The 16,017-nt window shown below is 67.5% G+C and carries 15 protein-coding genes; 9 read left to right on the forward strand and 6 right to left on the reverse strand.

The window, feature by feature from the left end:
- Positions 1-8: 8 nt before the first annotated feature.
- Both HMPREF1224_RS20940 and dapC read left to right on the forward strand, forming a co-directional pair.
- Positions 9-2,711 carry a [protein-PII] uridylyltransferase gene (locus tag HMPREF1224_RS20940; RefSeq protein WP_010793362.1) on the forward strand — a complete coding sequence of 901 codons (2,703 nt, stop codon included), beginning with the start codon at positions 9-11 and terminating at the stop codon, positions 2,709-2,711.
- 17 nt (positions 2,712-2,728) lie between these two features.
- The gene (dapC, locus tag HMPREF1224_RS20945) at positions 2,729-3,937 is read left to right on the forward strand and encodes a succinyldiaminopimelate transaminase (protein WP_010793363.1); all 1,209 of its coding nucleotides are present in this window, start codon (positions 2,729-2,731) and stop codon (positions 3,935-3,937) included.
- A 49-nt stretch (positions 3,938-3,986) separates the two neighbouring features.
- Here dapC and HMPREF1224_RS20950 read toward each other — a convergent pair whose 3' ends face one another.
- Positions 3,987-5,732, reverse strand: coding sequence for a Na+/H+ antiporter (locus HMPREF1224_RS20950; RefSeq protein ID WP_003119343.1), 1,746 nt, complete (start codon positions 5,730-5,732; stop codon positions 3,987-3,989).
- Between the two features lie 237 nt (positions 5,733-5,969).
- Here HMPREF1224_RS20950 and HMPREF1224_RS20955 point away from each other — a divergent pair, with 237 nt between their 5' ends.
- Together HMPREF1224_RS20955 and HMPREF1224_RS20960 are read left to right on the forward strand one after the other, a co-directional pair.
- Positions 5,970-6,329 (forward strand): hypothetical protein, encoded by a 360-nt coding sequence (locus HMPREF1224_RS20955; protein WP_003092416.1) that lies wholly within the window; start codon positions 5,970-5,972, stop codon positions 6,327-6,329.
- A gap of 321 nt (positions 6,330-6,650) precedes the next feature.
- Positions 6,651-6,944 carry a hypothetical protein gene (locus tag HMPREF1224_RS20960; RefSeq protein WP_003098613.1) on the forward strand — a complete coding sequence of 98 codons (294 nt, stop codon included), beginning with the start codon at positions 6,651-6,653 and terminating at the stop codon, positions 6,942-6,944.
- Between the two features lie 14 nt (positions 6,945-6,958).
- Here HMPREF1224_RS20960 and HMPREF1224_RS20965 read toward each other — a convergent pair whose 3' ends face one another.
- Positions 6,959-7,312 carry a YkgJ family cysteine cluster protein gene (locus tag HMPREF1224_RS20965; protein WP_003098616.1) on the reverse strand — a complete coding sequence of 118 codons (354 nt, stop codon included), beginning with the start codon at positions 7,310-7,312 and terminating at the stop codon, positions 6,959-6,961.
- Between the two features lie 302 nt (positions 7,313-7,614).
- Between HMPREF1224_RS20965 and HMPREF1224_RS20970 the strand changes: the two genes are divergently transcribed.
- The 5 genes from HMPREF1224_RS20970 (at position 7,615) to HMPREF1224_RS20990 (ending at position 11,381) form a co-directional block, all read left to right on the forward strand.
- Complete coding sequence (locus HMPREF1224_RS20970; protein WP_003098619.1) at positions 7,615-7,962, forward strand: ArsC family reductase; 348 nt, start codon at positions 7,615-7,617, stop codon at positions 7,960-7,962.
- Positions 7,963-7,974: 12 nt separating this feature from the next.
- Positions 7,975-8,598, forward strand: coding sequence for a LysE family translocator (locus HMPREF1224_RS20975; protein ID WP_003098622.1), 624 nt, complete (start codon positions 7,975-7,977; stop codon positions 8,596-8,598).
- Between the two features lie 29 nt (positions 8,599-8,627).
- Positions 8,628-9,662, forward strand: a complete 1,035-nt coding sequence (dapD, locus tag HMPREF1224_RS20980) for a 2,3,4,5-tetrahydropyridine-2,6-dicarboxylate N-succinyltransferase (protein WP_003113860.1) — start codon at positions 8,628-8,630, stop codon at positions 9,660-9,662.
- A gap of 94 nt (positions 9,663-9,756) precedes the next feature.
- Complete coding sequence (locus tag HMPREF1224_RS20985; RefSeq protein WP_003098634.1) at positions 9,757-10,962, forward strand: cysteine desulfurase; 1,206 nt, start codon at positions 9,757-9,759, stop codon at positions 10,960-10,962.
- The gene (locus tag HMPREF1224_RS20990) at positions 10,959-11,381 is read left to right on the forward strand and encodes a SufE family protein (protein ID WP_010793364.1); all 423 of its coding nucleotides are present in this window, start codon (positions 10,959-10,961) and stop codon (positions 11,379-11,381) included. The genes HMPREF1224_RS20985 and HMPREF1224_RS20990 overlap by 4 nt, the downstream gene beginning before the upstream one ends.
- Positions 11,382-11,387: 6 nt before the next feature.
- Here the strand turns inward: HMPREF1224_RS20990 and HMPREF1224_RS20995 are convergent, their stop codons facing one another.
- The 4 genes from HMPREF1224_RS20995 to HMPREF1224_RS21010 are packed head-to-tail and all read right to left on the reverse strand — an operon-like array spanning position 11,388 to position 15,884.
- Positions 11,388-12,368 carry a DUF4340 domain-containing protein gene (locus tag HMPREF1224_RS20995; protein ID WP_003092443.1) on the reverse strand — a complete coding sequence of 327 codons (981 nt, stop codon included), beginning with the start codon at positions 12,366-12,368 and terminating at the stop codon, positions 11,388-11,390.
- 3 nt (positions 12,369-12,371) lie between these two features.
- A complete protein-coding gene (locus HMPREF1224_RS21000; protein WP_010793365.1) occupies positions 12,372-14,219 on the reverse strand; it encodes a GldG family protein in 1,848 nt (615 codons plus the stop codon).
- 10 nt (positions 14,220-14,229) lie between these two features.
- Positions 14,230-14,964, reverse strand: a complete 735-nt coding sequence (locus HMPREF1224_RS21005; protein ID WP_003117479.1) for an ABC transporter permease — start codon at positions 14,962-14,964, stop codon at positions 14,230-14,232.
- Positions 14,961-15,884, reverse strand: coding sequence for an ABC transporter ATP-binding protein (locus HMPREF1224_RS21010; protein ID WP_003122138.1), 924 nt, complete (start codon positions 15,882-15,884; stop codon positions 14,961-14,963). Before HMPREF1224_RS21010 ends, HMPREF1224_RS21005 begins: the two co-directional genes overlap by 4 nt.
- Between the last annotated feature and the right edge of the window lie 133 nt (positions 15,885-16,017).

Here is a 16,017-nt window from a genome sequence, read left to right on the forward strand (position 1 = left end):
AAGGCCGCATGCCGCAGGTGGATCCCGAATTGTTCGATCGCGGGCAGTTCCAGGCGGAACTGGCCTTGAAGTCCAGCCCGATCGCCGCCTTCAAGAAGGCCATCCGGCAATTCCGCGAAGTGCTCGACAACCGCTTCAACAGCGGCCGCGACACCCGCCGCTTGATCGAAGATCGCGCCTGGTGCGTCGACCAGATCCTGCAACAGGCCTGGCAGCGCTTCGACTGGGGAGACGACGCCGACATCGCCCTGGTCGCCGTGGGCGGCTACGGCCGCGGCGAACTCCACCCCTACTCCGACGTCGACCTGCTGATCCTCCTCGACAGCGAGGACCAGGAGAGCTTCCGCGAGCCGATCGAAGGCTTCCTCACCCTGCTCTGGGACATCGGCCTGGAAGTCGGCCAGAGCGTGCGCTCGGTGCAGCAGTGCGCGGAGGAAGCACGCGCCGACCTGACGGTGATCACCACCCTCATGGAATGCCGCACCATCTGCGGCCCTGACAGCCTGCGCCAGCGCATGCTGCGGGTTACCGGCAGCGCGCACATGTGGCCGAGCAAGGAGTTCTTCCTGGCCAAACGCCACGAACAGCAGCGCCGCCACGCCAAGTACAACGACACCGAGTACAACCTCGAGCCCAACGTCAAGGGCTCCCCCGGCGGCCTGCGCGACATCCAGACCATCCTCTGGATGGCCCGCCGCCAGTTCGGCAGCCTCAACCTGCACGCCCTGGTGCGCGAAGGCTTCCTGGTGGAAAGCGAGTGCAGCATGCTGGCTTCCAGCCAGGAGTTCCTCTGGCGGGTCCGCTATGCCCTGCACATGCTCGCCGGGCGCGCCGAGGATCGCCTGCTGTTCGATCACCAGCGCAGCATCGCCCGTCTGTTCGGCTACGAAGACAACGACGTCAAGCTGGCGGTCGAACGCTTCATGCAGAAGTACTACCGGGTGGTGATGGCGATCTCCGAGCTGAACGACCTGATCATCCAGCACTTCGAGGAAGTCATCCTGCCCTGCGAGCAGCCGGTGCAGATCCAACCGCTGAACAGTCGCTTCCAGTTGCGCGACGGCTACATCGAGGTGACGCACCCGAACGTCTTCAAGCGCACCCCGTTCGCCCTCCTGGAAATCTTCGTGCTGATGGCCCAGCACCCGGAAATCAAGGGCGTGCGCGCCGACACCATTCGCCTGCTGCGCGACAGCCGACACCTGATCGACGACGAGTTCCGCCACGACATCCGCAACACCAGCCTGTTCATCGAGCTGTTCAAGAGCAGCCAGGGTATCCACCGCAACCTGCGGCGGATGAACCGCTACGGCATCCTCGGCCGCTACCTGCCGGAGTTCGGCCATATCATCGGGCAGATGCAGCACGACCTGTTCCATATCTATACGGTGGACGCCCACACCCTCAACCTGATCAAGCACCTGCGCAAGCTGAATCGGCCGGAGATGGCCGAGAAATATCCGCTGGCGAGCAAGATCATCGATCGTCTGCCCAAGCCGGAACTGATCTACATCGCCGGTCTCTACCATGACATCGCCAAGGGCCGTGGCGGCGACCACTCGGAACTCGGCGCGGTGGACGCCGAGGCCTTCTGCCAGAGCCACCAGTTGCCGCTCTGGGACACCCAACTGGTGTCCTGGCTGGTGCAGAACCACCTGGTGATGTCGACCACCGCGCAACGCAAGGACCTCTCCGACCCGCAGGTGATCTTCGATTTCGCCCAACTGGTCGGCGACCAGACCCACCTCGACTACCTGTACGTGCTCACCGTGGCCGACATCAACGCCACCAACCCGACGCTCTGGAACTCCTGGCGCGCCAGCCTGCTCCGGCAGCTCTACACCGAGACCAAGCGCGCCCTGCGCCGCGGCCTGGAGAACCCGGTGGACCGCGAGGAGCAGATCCGCCAGACGCAGACCGCGGCCCTCGACCAACTGGTACGCAACGGCATCGACCAGGACGATGCCGAGCAGTTATGGAGCCAGCTCGGCGACGACTACTTCCTGCGCCACACCGCCGGCGACGTGGCCTGGCACACCGAGGCGATCCTCCAGCACCCGGACGACGGCACGCCGCTGGTGCTGATCAAGGAAACCACCCAGCGCGAGTTCGAGAGCGGTTCGCAGATCTTCATCTACGCCGCCGACCAGCACGATTTCTTCGCGGTCACCGTGGCCGCCATGGACCAGCTCAACCTGAGCATCCAGGACGCGCGGATCATCACCTCCACCAGCCAGTTCACCCTCGATACCTATATCGTGCTCGACGCCGACGGCGACTCCATCGGCAACAACCCGGAGCGCATCGCCGAGATCCGCGAGGGGCTTATCGACGCATTGAAGAACCCCGACGACTACCCGACCATCATCCAGCGCCGGGTGCCGCGCCAGCTCAAGCACTTCGCCTTCGCCCCGCAGGTGACCATCTCCACCGACGCGCTGCGCCAGGTCTCGGTGCTCGAAGTCATCGCCCCCGACCGCCCCGGCCTGCTGGCGCGGATCGGCGGCATCTTCCTGGATTTCGACCTGTCGGTGCAGAACGCCAAGATCGCCACCCTCGGCGAGCGCGTGGAGGACGTCTTCTACATCACCGATGCGCGCAACCAGCCGCTCGCCGACCCCGACCTGTGCAAACGCCTGCAGGCCGCCCTGGTCGAGCAGCTGTCACAAGACAACGGACGGGACACCCTGCCTACCCGGATAAACTTCTGAGAAGCCTTGCCAACGCCATGAATACCGCACTCGACAACCTCCAGCCCTACCCCTTCGAGAAGCTCCGCGCCCTGCTCGGCGGCGCCCGGCCGCCCGCGACGCTGAAGCCGATCGCACTGTCCATCGGCGAGCCCAAGCACCGCTCGCCGAGCTTCGTCGCCGAAACCCTGGCGGAGAACCTGGACCAGCTCGCGGTCTACCCGACCACCCTCGGCCTGCCGGCCCTGCGCGAAGCCATCGCGCGCTGGTGCGAGCGGCGCTTCTCGGTACCGGCCGGCTGGCTGGATGCGGCGCGCCACGTACTGCCGGTGAACGGTACCCGCGAGGCGCTGTTCGCCTTCACCCAGACCGTGGTCCGCCGCAGCGAGCCCGGCGAGGCGCCCGGCCTGGTGGTCAGCCCGAACCCGTTCTACCAGATCTACGAAGGCGCGGCGCTGCTCGCCGGAGCCGTGCCGCACTACCTGCCCTGCCGCGAGGAAAACGGCTTCAACCCCGATTTCGACGCGGTCGACGAGGCGACCTGGCAGCGCTGCCAGACTCTCTTCCTCTGCTCGCCGGGCAACCCCACCGGGGCCCTGGTACCGCTGGAGACCCTGAAGAAGCTGATCGCCCTGGCCGACCGCTACGACTTCGTGATCGCCGCCGACGAGTGCTACAGCGAACTCTACTTCGACGAAAACGCCCCGCCGCCCGGCCTGCTCAACGCTTGCGCCGAGCTGGGCCGCACGGACTTCAGCCGCTGCGTGGTGTTCCACAGCCTGTCCAAGCGCTCCAACCTGCCCGGCCTGCGCTCGGGCTTCGTCGCCGGCGACGCGGAGATCCTGAAGAAATTCCTCCTCTACCGCACCTACCACGGCTGCGCCATGCCGGTGCAGACCCAGTTGGCGAGCATCGCCGCCTGGAACGACGAGGTCCATGTGCGCGCCAACCGCAGCCTCTACCGCGAGAAATTCGACGCCGTGCTGGCGATCCTCGACGGCGTGCTCGACGTACAGCGCCCGGACGGCAGTTTCTACCTGTGGGCACGTACCCCGGTGGACGACACCGTATTCACCCGCGAACTGTTCGAGCAGCAGCACGTGACGGTGGTGCCGGGTTCCTACCTGTCGCGCGAGGTGGACGGCGAGAACCCCGGCGCCAACCGCGTGCGCATGGCCCTGGTGGCACCACTGGCCGAGTGCGTCGAAGCCGCCGAGCGCATCCGCGACTACCTGCGGGCGCGCTGAAGCCTGCGCGGAGAAACGAAAAGGGATCGCCGCGGCGATCCCTTTTCGTTCACACCCAGCGGGCGAAGCGATTGGTCAGCCAGCTTTCCTGCTGGTCCAGCTCGCGCAGGATGTCGCCCAGGGTCTCGTCGTCGATCTCGTTGTTGCGCCGCTGCCGGTACAGTTCCAGGCGCTGCGCGCGCAACGCCTTCAGGCGCAAGGCCTTGTCGGCGATCTCCAGGGCTTGGGCCTGGTCGCGGGCCTCATCGGTGGTCGGTGCGGTATCCAGCGACTGGCGGTATTCGGCCATGATCTGCGCACGCGCCTCGGCGACCCGCGAAGTATTCGCCGCATCGTTGCCTTCCACCTGCGGCAGTTCCTCGCTCTCCAGGGCCCGGATCGCCGCCTCCGCGGTCTTGCGCCAGGCCTCGCGCCGCTCGCGCTCGTGGGCGCCATTGTTGCTCGCCGGCAGCCCGCGCAGCAGCAGCGGCAGGCCGATGGTCGCGCCGATCAGGGAAATCAGGATCACGCTGGTGGCGATGAAGATGATCAGGTCGCGCTGCGGGAAGGCGCTGCCATCCATCAGGCTCATCGGTACCGACAGCACCGCCGCCAGGGTCACCGCACCACGCACGCCGCTCAATGCACTGAGGGCGGAGAGACGGCGCAGGGAGATGCCGCTCAGCCCGGGCGGGCTTTTGCCGCGCCAGCGATCGATGCGCAGCGACAGCTTCCAGTAGCCATAGACCCAGCCGTAGCGGATCAGCATCAGCACGGCGGTGATCGCCGCCACGTAGGCCAGCAGCAGCGAGGAACGCCAGAGCAGGTCGCCGTGGTGGTTGGCCACCGACTTCATGATGTCCGGCAACTGCAGGCCGAGCAGCAGGAACACCACGCCGTTGAAGGCGAACTCCAGCATCGACCAGACGCTGCGGTTGAGCAGGCGCGTGGAAGTCTGCCGCGGCAGCAGGTCGACCCAGCTCTGCATCATGCCGGCCGCTACCGCCGAGAGAATCCCGGAGACGCCCAGGTGTTCCGCCACCATGTAGGAGGCGAACGGCAGCAACAGCATCAGTACCACGTGGGTCGCCGGGTCGTCCCAGCCACGGGAGATCATCCAGGCGCGGATGCGGCCCAGCGACCAGCTGAGGAACACCCCGATGGCCAGGCCGCCGACCGCGACCAGGAGGAAGTTGAGGCTGGCGTCCACCAGCGAGAACACGCCGGTCATCGCCGCGGCGATGGCGAACTTGAATGCCACTAGGCCAGAGGCATCGTTCATCAGCGCCTCGCCCTCCAGCAGGTGCATCAGGCGCTTGGGCAGCCGCCCCTGGGTGATCGCCGAGACCGCCAGGGCGTCCGTGGGCGACAGCACGGCGGCGAGGGCGAAGGAAGCCGCCAGGGGAATTTCCGGGATCAGCAGGTGGATGAAATAGCCGGCGCCGACCACGGTGAAGAACACCAGGCCGAACGCCATCATCAGGATCGGCCAGCGCATCCGCCAGACTTCCCGCTTGGGAATACGCCAGCCGTCGACGAACAGCAGCGGCGGAATGAACAGGAAGAGGAACAGCTCCGGGTCGAGGGCAATGTGCAGTCCGAGGGACGGCAAGGCCAGCAGGGCCCCGGCGGCGATCTGGATCAGTGGTAGCGGCAAGGGCAGCAACTGGGCAGCCAGGCGGGTGGCGCCGACGACCAGCAGCAGGGTCAGAACGGTGTACACGGTTTGCATGAGGGCGGGGATCTCCGGCTTCGTCCCTGGACGATGCGACTGCGTCGATTGCACCATCGCGATCGGTAGGCAGCTATCCGACATTCGCACAATCCGTACGGTCTTTCCTAGCCCCGCCGCTCTACCCCGCGCGTCCGCCCCCTCCGCGGCGACGACCGGGGCGCCCGGCCAAGGTTCCCGCACTAGTACATCCGAGCTATTTCATAGCGGTGCGAGACGCTCCTACACTCCCCTTCAGTCCAGGCCCGCCGTAGCGTCGGCCAGGACGACGCCCCGAAGGAGTACGGGGTGCAGCGCCCACTCAGACAAAGGAATGCCGCCATGACAAGCAAGGGACTTACTTCCGCACTGCTGCTCGCCTCGATGTTCGCCGCCACCTCCGGCTGCCTCCAGCAGAACGCACTGACCCAGGGCTACCGCACCACCCAGCCCGGGCAACCCGGCCAGGCCCAGGTCGCCTCCGCCAACACCCCTTGCACCCCCAGCGCCACCAATGACCTGATCGCTACCGGTCGCAGCCTGCTGGACATCACCACCAACCTGATCAAGACCCGCAACCAGATGAGCGACGGCGGCAGCATCATGCGCGACGTCGACGACGTGCAGAAGGTCGGCAAGGGCCATGCCGTACTGGACAGCGTCGAGAGCATGACCGGCGGTCCGCAGCAGCCCTGCGGCTAAGCGCACCACGACGATTCATCCCGGACAGCGAGCCCCCGCACGCTGTTCTCCCCCTGAGCCTCGCCTACCCGGCGGGGCTTTTTTTGTCCTGCGCCAAACAGCCGCCGCCCCGCATCAAGGAACTCGCCCATCACCCGGCCATGCAGACCAGGCCGCTTCGAGTCCCGTTCGTCACCTGTGCAAGGCGTCTGGAACGCGGCTATTGTCCGACGATCGAAGTGATGGCAATGTAGAATTACACCTTTGGATGTAGTCGTTTCGGGTAGGTCGCGAGATGGAACGAGCTTTTTCCCCTACCGCGGAATCGCGGAGCAGCGGCCCATGAGGCGCGCCGAGATGCTGTTGCTGAAGAGCCTGGCTGAGACACTGATGGCCGACCGGGACAACCGCCACGACGACTTGCAGGCGACCATGCGGCTGGCGCACCTGAGTTCGCCGGAGATGATCCTGTACATGGTCAACCGGGTGCTCGAGCTCGAAGAGAGCATCGAGCGGATCGCCGCGGTTCTCCAGAAACTCTCTGCGGACGAGCCGATGCCCCTAGAGGAAACGCCGCCCGAACCAGCCTTCGAACCGGCCCTGCAGTCCCGCGCCACCGAGACCGCGGAAACCTAGCGGCGGGCAGGCCGCTACACCAGCACCTGGCGAGTGCTGGCGATCAGCGCATGCACCTGTCGCTCCACCTGCTCCGCCACCGGCACTTCGGGCCCCCGCCCCTCCGGGCAGGGCAGGTTCGGCGTGGTGCCGAACAGCCGGCAGATCAGCGGACGTTCCTCATAGGCCTCGCAGCCGTTCGGTCCGAGATGGACGCAGTTCCACTCGGCCAGGGCGGCGTCGTGTTCGGCCTCGCTCTTCACCGGCAGGCGGGCCATCTCTTCCGACGAGGCGGTAACCGGCCCGCAGCAATCGTGGCAGCCGGGCTTGCAGGCGAAGCCCGGTATCTGCAGGCGTAATTGGTCTATCTGGCGACCGATGCAACTCATGGGAAATCTCCTCGGCGGGGGAAGGATTGTACAGCGCGGACCGGAGCATTCCGAAAGTACCGGTAAGGATGCTCTCCAGCGAGCCGAATCGACCTGTTCAACCTGCGCTCTCTCCGTTCCCGGCCAGGGAAACAGCCCGGCTCCCTGTCCGCCCGCCCGTCCACGGCTATCTGCCGTCACGCCGCTCCCGAGCGCGGTAGCCCCGAGACCGCACAGGGGCGGAACGACGTGGCATAATCCGGCGATCACCTTTCGGCGACCTATCGGCAGGGCCCGGGAAGACCCGGGCCTCGGGAGAAGCAATGACCTACGTTCTCTACGGCATCAAAGCCTGCGACACCATGAAGAAGGCTCGGACCTGGCTCGACGAGCACAAGGTCGCCTACGACTTCCACGACTACAAGGCCGTCGGCATCGACCGCGAACACCTGCGGCGCTGGTGCGCGGAGCACGGCTGGCAAACCGTCCTCAACCGCGCCGGCACCACCTTCCGCAAGCTCGACGAAGCGCAGAAGGCCGATCTCGACGAAGCCAAGGCGATCGAGCTGATGCTGGCCCAGCCGTCGATGATCAAGCGCCCGGTGCTGGAGCTGGGCGGCAGGACGCTGGTCGGCTTCAAGCCCGACGCCTACGCCGCCGCCCTGGCCTGAGCGGGAGGCCGCATGAGTGTCGCCTGGGCCCTGTTCGTACCCGCCTGCTTCGCCCTCAACCTGGCGCCGGGGCCGAACAACCTGCTGTCGCTGAACAACGCCGCCCGGCACGGTTTCGCCACCGCCTCGCTGGCCGGCGGCGGGCGCCTGCTGGCATTCGCCGGCATGCTCGCCCTGGCCGCCTCCGGGCTGGCGCTGGTGCTGCACACCTCGGCCTGGCTGTTCCTGGCGATCAAGCTGCTCGGCGCTGCCTACCTGTTGTGGCTTGCGGTGCAATTGTGGCGGACCGATGCGCAGCCACTGGCGAACGAAGCCAGCCCGGCGCGCCCCAGCCTCTGGCGCCTGGGGCGCCAGGAGTTCCTGGTGGCGGCGGGCAACCCGAAGGCCATCCTGATTTTCACCGCCTTCCTGCCGCAGTTCGTCGATCCCGGCCAACCGCTGGGCGCCCAGTTCGCCCAGCTCGGAGCGGCATTCCTGCTGCTCGAATGGCTGGCCATCGCTCTTTATTCCTATGCCGGGCTCCACCTCGGCCGGCTGCTCGCCGGCCAGCGGGCCCGGCGTCTGTTCAACCGCGGTTGCGCCGCGCTGCTCGGCAGCGCGGGACTGGGCCTGCTGCTCAGCCGCCGTCCGGCCTGACCGTTCCACTCCGTTTCGAGGAAACCCACATGTCGCAATCCCTGTTCAGCCTGGCCTTCGGCGTCGGCACCCAGAACCGCCAGGAAGCCTGGCTGGAAGTGTTCTACGCGCTGCCGCTGCTCAAGCCTTCGAGCGAAATCGTCGCCGCCGTCGCACCGATCCTTGGCTACGCAGCCGGCAACCAGGCGCTGACCTTCACTTCGCAGCAGGCCTACCAGTTGGCCGACGCCCTGAAGGGTATCGACGCCGCTCAGTCGGCCCTGCTCTCGCGCCTGGCGGAAAGCCAGAAGCCGCTGGTCGCCACCCTGTTGGCGGAAGACGCCGCGCCGTCCTCCACCGCGGAGGCCTACCTCAAGCTGCACCTGCTCTCCCACCGCCTGGTCAAGCCGCACGCTGTGAACCTGAGCGGCATCTTCCCGCTCCTGCCGAACGTGGCCTGGACCAATATCGGCGCGGTGGACCTGGCCGAACTGGCCGAACTGCAACTGGAAGCGCGACTGAAGGGCAAGCTGCTGGAAGTCTTCTCCGTCGACAAGTTCCCGAAGATGACCGACTACGTGGTCCCGGCCGGCGTACGCATCGCCGACACCGCCCGCGTGCGCCTGGGCGCCTACATCGGTGAAGGCACCACGGTGATGCACGAAGGTTTCGTCAACTTCAACGCCGGCACCGAAGGCCCGGGCATGATCGAAGGCCGCGTATCCGCCGGCGTGTTCGTCGGCAAGGGGTCGGACCTGGGCGGCGGCTGCTCGACCATGGGCACCCTTTCCGGTGGCGGCAACATCGTCATCAGCGTCGGCGAAGGCTGCCTGATCGGCGCCAACGCCGGCATCGGCATCCCGCTGGGCGATCGCAACATCGTCGAGGCCGGCCTGTACATCACCGCCGGCACCAAGGTCGCCCTGCTCGACGAGCAGAACGCCCTGGTGAAAGTGGTCAAGGCCCGCGACCTGGCCGGTCAGCCCGACCTGCTGTTCCGCCGCAACTCGCAGAACGGTGCGGTGGAGTGCAAGACCAACAAGACCGCCATCGAGCTGAACGAAGCGCTGCACGCGCACAACTGAGCCCAGCTCGCCTCCCCGCTCGCCCGACGGTGCTCGCCAGCGCCGCCGGGTGCGCTACCCTTTCCCCTGTAACCGTCCTCGCACAGTGTCCGCCATGTCCCTGCCGTCTCCCTGGCGCGCCGACTTTCCGGCCTTTTCCGCCTTCGCCGCGGAAGGCCTGACCTACCTCGACAGCGCCGCCACCGCCCAGAAGCCACAGGCCGTACTCGACGCCCTGAACGGCTACTACCTCGGCGGCGCCGCCAACGTCCACCGCGCCCAACATGTCCCCGGCGAGCGTGCCACCCGGGCCTTCGAGGCCGCGCGCAGCCGCGTCGCCCACTGGCTGCACGCCGGCAACCCGGCCGAGGTACTGTTCACCCGCGGCACCACAGAGGCGATCAACCTGGTGGCCTATGGCCTGGAGCGGCATTTCCGGCCTGGCGACGAACTGCTGGTCAGTGCCCTGGAACACCATGCCAACCTGCTTCCCTGGCAGCAGTTGGCCCTGCGCCGCGGCCTGGTCCTGCGCGTGTTGCCGCTGGACGAGCGCGGGGTGATCGACCTGGAGCAGGCCCGCCATATCATCGGCGAGCGTACCCGCCTGCTGGCGATCAGCCAGTTGTCCAACGTTCTCGGCACCTGGCAACCGGTGGTGGAGTTGATCCAGCTGGCCCGCGAGCGCGGTGCCTGGACCCTGGTCGACGGCGCCCAGGGCAGCGTCCACGGACGCCACGACCTGCCGGGCCTGGGCTGCGACTTCTACGCATTCTCCGGCCACAAGCTCTACGGCCCCGACGGCATCGGCGTGCTCTGGGGTCGCCCACAGGCCCTGGAGCAACTGGCGCACTGGCAGTTCGGCGGCGAGATGGTACGCCACACCGGCTTCCACGAAGCCAGCTTCCATGCCGCTCCGCTCGGCTTCGAGGCGGGCACCCCGGCGGTTTCCGCGGCGATCGGCCTAGGCGCGACCATCGACTGGCTGGCCACCCTGGACGAAGCCGAAGTCGCCGCCCACGAAGGCGCCCTCCACGCCCGCCTGCTCGCCGGCCTGCTGGCGCGCGACGGCGTCAGCCTGCTCGGCGAACCGCAGGCGGCGCTGGCCAGCTTCTGCGTCGACGGCGTGCACGTCGCCGATCTCGCCCACCTGCTCGGCGAACAGGGCATCGCGGTGCGCGCCGGCCACCATTGCGCGATGCCGCTGCTGCAACGCCTCGAGGTACCCGGCGCCCTGCGTGTCTCGCTGGGCTTGTACAACGATGCCGACGACCTGGAGCGCTTCTTCCTGGCCCTCGACCGCTCACTGGAGTTGCTGCGATGAACCCGGTTCTCCCCGAACAGGCCCAGGAGGCACTGGACGCCTTCGGTCACACCGCCAGTTGGGAACAGCGTGCGCGTCTGCTGCTGCAATGGGGCGAGCGCCTGGCGCCGCTCACGGAACACGAACGCCAGGAAGAGCATCGCGTGCACGGTTGCGAAAGCCTGGTCTGGCTGCTCGGCGAGCAGCGCGACGGCCACTGGCGCTTCCGTGCCGACAGCGACGCGCGCCTGATCCGCGGCCTGCTGGCGGTGCTGCTGGCACGGGTCGACGGCATCGAGACCCGCGAACTGGCGCGCCTGGACCTCAACGACTGGTTCACCTGCCTGGGTCTTTCCCGCCAACTGTCGCCCTCGCGCAGCAACGGCCTGAACGCCGTGCTGCAACGCATGCGCGAACTGGCCGGCCAGACCGCCGGCTGAGCCCGCTCAGCGCGCCAGCAGCTCCGGCAGGTGCCGGGCCAGGGCGCGGTAGCGGTCCTCTTCGATCCGATAGGCCCAGTCAGGATGGGCGGCGACCTCGCCCTCGGCGAAGCCCTCGACGCTCTTCGGCAACAACCAGTATTGCTCGCCCTGGCGCCGAATCTCGCCATCCAGGCGCGCGCCGGAAAACGTCCGCAGGCTGAACGCCAGGAGCAATGGCGCCTGCCTGAATCCCACCTGCGCCAGCGGCGCTACATCGGCGAAACGCAGGTCGGCGAACAGCGTCGCCGCGCCGTTGGCCGCTGCCTCATAGGCCAGCTTGCGCCCTGTGGGCAATTGCCGAACCTGCAGGTTCGGCTGCCCGGCGTCGTCGCGATAGAGATCCAGGCGCTCGCCCTTCGGATAGCGCAGTTGCAGTTCGCGCACCCGGGCGAAGGGCAGCGTGGCGATCCGCCGGTCGAGCCACTCCAGCTCGTTGTTCGGCAACGGCAGGCGCTTGTCGATCAGCCAGGCCTGCGGGTCGCCCAGTCGTCGTACGAAGCTACCGCCATGCTGCGCATCCTTGCCCACCAGCAGCACCAGAGGCTCGCCGGACTGCCAATGCAGGCTCAGGCGTAGCGCCTGCCCCTCGCCACGCTCCGCCAGGCCAAGCAGCGCGTGGTTCTTCGGGTTGGCGCTCTTCGCCTCGACCTTGCGCGCCTCTGCCAGTGCCTCGAGCAGCGCCGACAAGCGTAGCCGGTCGGCCGGATAGTCGGCCTTGGCCGGCAGGACCCACGCGCCCGCACGCCGCTCGACCCGGATATCCGGCGAACCGTCGGCAAACTGCATGTGCAGGCCACTCAGCGTCGCGCTGTCCAGCTCCGGCAGCCAGCGCTCTGCCGCCGGCAAGGCAGGTACCTCGGCTGCGCGCTCGCGCTGCAGCCAGGCGAAGGTTCCGGCCAGCGCCGCCACCAGCGCCAGCAGGACGATCAGCGTATTGCGCCGCATGCGTCAATGCCCTCCCCGGGCCATGCGCCGGCGCCGCCAGAGCCAGCCGAGCAGCACGCCGACCGTGAGCAACGAGGGAACCAGGGCGATATTGACCAGCTTCAGGGTGCGGCCCAGTGCGTCGATATCGGCGTTCAACTGGTACTGCACCTCGCGCAGCTCCTTGCGGATGCGCAGCTTCTCCTGCATGTACTGGCGCACCGTGGCCTGCTGTTCGGGCGTCAGTTCGACGGCCTTCTCCGGGTCGGCACCCTGCTGGAGGGCGGCGAGTTGCTGCTCGGTATCGGCGAGGCGCTGCTTGAGCTGCTCCTCCTTCTGCCGGAAGCTCGTCTCGGCCTCGCGCTGCAGGCGCTCGACCACCACGAACGGCCGGCTGAACCGGCCGCGGGAGCGCACGCTGATCAGCGCGTCGGTGCCCGACAGGTTGTCCAGCGCGTTGACCACCAGCGCGCCGTTGTCGGCCCAGGGCTGCGGCACGCGCTGGCCGAAGAAGTCCTGCACCTGGACCCACATGCGATCGCTGAGCAGGTCGGTATCGGCCACGACGATGACATTGATGTTGCGCGCCTCCTTCAGGCCTTCGCGATGCCCCTCGATGCCCTCCGCGAAGGCACTCTTCGCCGGCCCCTGGATACGGGCGGCGAGAGTATGCCGCCGGCCGCTCGGGCGCAGCTCGCGCATCAGATCGCCGGGGTCGCGCAGCAGGCCGAAGCGCGAGGCGTCGAATGGCATCGCCTGGGTCGAGCTTTGCAGCAAAGGCGTGAAGCTGGTGCTCGCTCCGGGGAGCCTTTCGAGGATGCCGGGCGTCGCCAGGGTCAGGCTTTCCAGGCCGGCAGTGGCGATGTCGTCCTGGTCCAGCGCCTCGCGCGGCAAGCTGAGCCAGGCCGGATGCCGGGCCGGACGCTGGTCCCGGCCAAGACTGATGGACATCGCATAGGCGCCGTCGCCGAGCACCTTGCCCGGCAGCAGCCGCAGCCCCCAGGCCTCGAACAGCGGCGCGAGGTCGGACGACTTGTCGCCATCCAGCGTAGCGGCGAAATCGCTGCCGCTGTCGGCCTCGCTGAAGGGGTCGACGAACGCCAGCAGCTTGCCCCCGCGCAGGACGAACTGGTCGATGGCGTATAGCGTCTGCTCGGGTAACTGCTTGGGATGCACCAGCAGCAGCACCGAGACCTCCGGCGGGATTTCCGTGGCATCGCTCTTGAGGCTGCGCAGGTCGAATTGCTGGCGGATTTCCTCCATGACCATCCACGGCGAGGTCGGCTGCCGGCTGGCCATGTCGAAGCCGCCATTGAGCGGCAGCGACGACATCAGGCCGACCACCGGCCGCTGCGGCTGGGCCAGGGTCTGCACCAGGCGACTGATGTCGTATTCGAGGAACTCCTCCTGATCGAGCGGGAAGAAGGGTATGACCTGGACTCCGTCCAGGGCGTTGCTGCCGGCCAGGCCGAAGTACAGGTTGTCGCCGCCCTGCTGCAGGGGAATTCCTTGCAGGCCGAACTCGGTGGCCTTGTCCTCGTTCTCGGAGAACGGCTCGGGATCGATCACCTGCAGGCGAATCCTGCCGTTCGCCTCGCGCTCGTAGGCGCGCAGCAGTTCCTCGACGCGCCTGGCGTAGTTGCGCAGCGGCACCAGTTCCCGGGCACCGCTATCCGAATAGAAGAAGTACAGGTTGATCGGCTCGTCGAGGCCGGCCAGGATCCGCTTGGTGCCGGGGCTGATGGTGTAGAGCTTCTGCTCGGTCAGGTCGAGCCGCGCGCCGCTGAACAGCAGGCCGGAGACCATGTTGAAGGCCAGGAACGCCAGCGAGATCAGCAACAGCCCGGCGCCAGAGGACAACACGCGTTTCATCGACTCCCCCTCATTCGGCTTTCTTCAGCTCGACCGCCACCGCCGTGGCGGCCAGCCAGGCGACGATCAGGCTGACGAAATACAGCAGGTCGCGCAGGTCGATGACGCCCTTGCTGACGGCATCGAAGCGGGTCAGCAGGCTCAGCGAGGCCACCGCATCGAGCAACCACTGCGGCGCCCACTGGCTGAACGCATCGAGCACCAGCGGAAAGCCGCTGAGCATGAACAGGAAGCAGGCGGCCACGGCGAGGATGAAAGCGATCACCTGGTTCTTCGCCAGGGCCGACATGCACGAACCGATGGCCAGGTAGCCGCCGGCCAGCAGCCAACTGCCCAGGTAGCCGGCGAGAATCGCACCGTTGTCCGGCTCGCCCAGGTAGTTCACCGTGAGCACCATGGGGAAGGTCAGCAGCAGCGCGATTCCGGCGAACGCCCAGGCGGCCAGGAACTTGCCGGCCACGGCTTCGAAGCGGGTCAGCGGCAGGGTCATCAGCAGCTCGATCGAGCCGGACTTGCGCTCCTCCGCCCACAGGCGCATGGCCAGCGCGGGAACCAGGAACAGGTAGAGCCAGGGATGGAAGGCGAAGAAGGAGGCCAGGTCGGCCTGGTTGCGTTCGTAGAAGTTGCCCAGGTAGAAGGTGAACACGCCCGCCAGGACCAGGAAGATCACGATGAACACATAGGCCAGCGGCGTGGCGAAATAACTCGCCAGCTCGCGCTTGAAGATCACCGGCAGTTGCTTCATGCCTCCGTCCCCCGGGTCAGGTTGCGGAATACCTCGTCGAGCCGGCCGCGCTCCACGTCCAGTTCGCGGATCCGCCAGCCGCGCTCGGCGACCAGCCCGCTGACCTGGGGGAAGATCACCGCGCCCGGCTGCGCCAGGACGGTCAGGCTGCCTTCGGCGGGGTTCTCCTCGATGCCCGCCACGCCCGGCAGCACCGCCAGCGCCACGGCATCCAGGGGCTCGTCGCTGTAGAGCGTCACCGCCTGGTGGTAGCGCGAGCGGCTGGCCAGCTCCAGCGGCGTGCTGTCCGCCAGCAGCCGCCCGCCGCCGATCACCAGGGCGCGGCTGCACAGCGCCGAGACTTCCTCGAGGATATGGGTGGAGATGATCACGATGCGCTCCTGCGCGAGGCCGCGGATCAGTTCGCGGACCTGGTGCTTCTGGTTCGGATCGAGCCCGTCGGTGGGCTCGTCGAGCACCAGCGCCCGCGGTTCGTGGAGGATCGCCTGGGCCAGGCCGACACGCCGGCGGAAGCCCTTGGAGAGGGTTTCGATGGTCTGCCGGCGCACCTCGTCCAGTTCCAGCAGCCCCAGTGCCCGGGCGACCCGCTCGCGCTTGCCGGCACCACGGTAGCCACGGATCTCGGCGATGAAATCGAGGAAGCCCTGCACGGTCATTTCCGCGTAGCAGGGCGAACCTTCCGGGAGGTAGCCGATCAGCCGCTGCGCCTGCAGCGTGCGGTTGCGGATGTCGAAGCCGAAGATGCTCGCGGTGCCGGCGCTGGGCGCCAGGAAGCCGGTGAGCATCTTCATGGTGGTGGACTTGCCGGCGCCGTTCGGACCGAGGAAGCCCAGTACCTCCCCCGTCTCCACCTGGAAGGACAGGTCGTCCACCGCCACCCGCGAGCCGAAGCGTTTGCCGAGGTTTCTTGTTTCGATCATGGTCCCCTACCTGTTCCGGCGGCCGCCGCCATGTCCGGCCAGGGCCGCGAAAAACGCGCAGGGACTATAGCCGAAGCGCCCCGCCGCCTGGCAATACGGGGCATCGGGAGAACCTTGGCAAAACGTGACAGAA

The sequence above is a fragment of the Pseudomonas sp. P179 genome (assembly GCF_000478485.2).
Classification (GTDB): Bacteria; Pseudomonadota; Gammaproteobacteria; order Pseudomonadales; family Pseudomonadaceae; genus Pseudomonas; species Pseudomonas aeruginosa.

What these genes read in the sequence shown, in the direction of transcription:
- HMPREF1224_RS20990 (WP_010793364.1), top strand. Translation starts at nt 10,959, where the DNA reads ATGAACCCGGTTCTCCCCGAACAGGCCCAGGAGGCACTGGACGCCTTC.
- HMPREF1224_RS20940 (WP_010793362.1), top strand. Translation starts at nt 9, where the DNA reads ATGCCGCAGGTGGATCCCGAATTGTTCGATCGCGGGCAGTTCCAGGCG.
- dapD (WP_003113860.1), top strand. Translation starts at nt 8,628, where the DNA reads ATGTCGCAATCCCTGTTCAGCCTGGCCTTCGGCGTCGGCACCCAGAAC.
- HMPREF1224_RS21000 (WP_010793365.1), bottom strand. Translation starts at nt 14,219, where the DNA reads ATGAAACGCGTGTTGTCCTCTGGCGCCGGGCTGTTGCTGATCTCGCTG.
- HMPREF1224_RS20975 (WP_003098622.1), top strand. Translation starts at nt 7,975, where the DNA reads ATGAGTGTCGCCTGGGCCCTGTTCGTACCCGCCTGCTTCGCCCTCAAC.
- HMPREF1224_RS20960 (WP_003098613.1), top strand. Translation starts at nt 6,651, where the DNA reads ATGAGGCGCGCCGAGATGCTGTTGCTGAAGAGCCTGGCTGAGACACTG.
- dapC (WP_010793363.1), top strand. Translation starts at nt 2,729, where the DNA reads ATGAATACCGCACTCGACAACCTCCAGCCCTACCCCTTCGAGAAGCTC.
- HMPREF1224_RS20950 (WP_003119343.1), bottom strand. Translation starts at nt 5,732, where the DNA reads ATGTCGGATAGCTGCCTACCGATCGCGATGGTGCAATCGACGCAGTCG.
- HMPREF1224_RS20965 (WP_003098616.1), bottom strand. Translation starts at nt 7,312, where the DNA reads ATGAGTTGCATCGGTCGCCAGATAGACCAATTACGCCTGCAGATACCG.
- HMPREF1224_RS20985 (WP_003098634.1), top strand. Translation starts at nt 9,757, where the DNA reads ATGTCCCTGCCGTCTCCCTGGCGCGCCGACTTTCCGGCCTTTTCCGCC.
- HMPREF1224_RS21005 (WP_003117479.1), bottom strand. Translation starts at nt 14,964, where the DNA reads ATGAAGCAACTGCCGGTGATCTTCAAGCGCGAGCTGGCGAGTTATTTC.
- HMPREF1224_RS20970 (WP_003098619.1), top strand. Translation starts at nt 7,615, where the DNA reads ATGACCTACGTTCTCTACGGCATCAAAGCCTGCGACACCATGAAGAAG.
- HMPREF1224_RS20995 (WP_003092443.1), bottom strand. Translation starts at nt 12,368, where the DNA reads ATGCGGCGCAATACGCTGATCGTCCTGCTGGCGCTGGTGGCGGCGCTG.
- HMPREF1224_RS20955 (WP_003092416.1), top strand. Translation starts at nt 5,970, where the DNA reads ATGACAAGCAAGGGACTTACTTCCGCACTGCTGCTCGCCTCGATGTTC.
- HMPREF1224_RS21010 (WP_003122138.1), bottom strand. Translation starts at nt 15,884, where the DNA reads ATGATCGAAACAAGAAACCTCGGCAAACGCTTCGGCTCGCGGGTGGCG.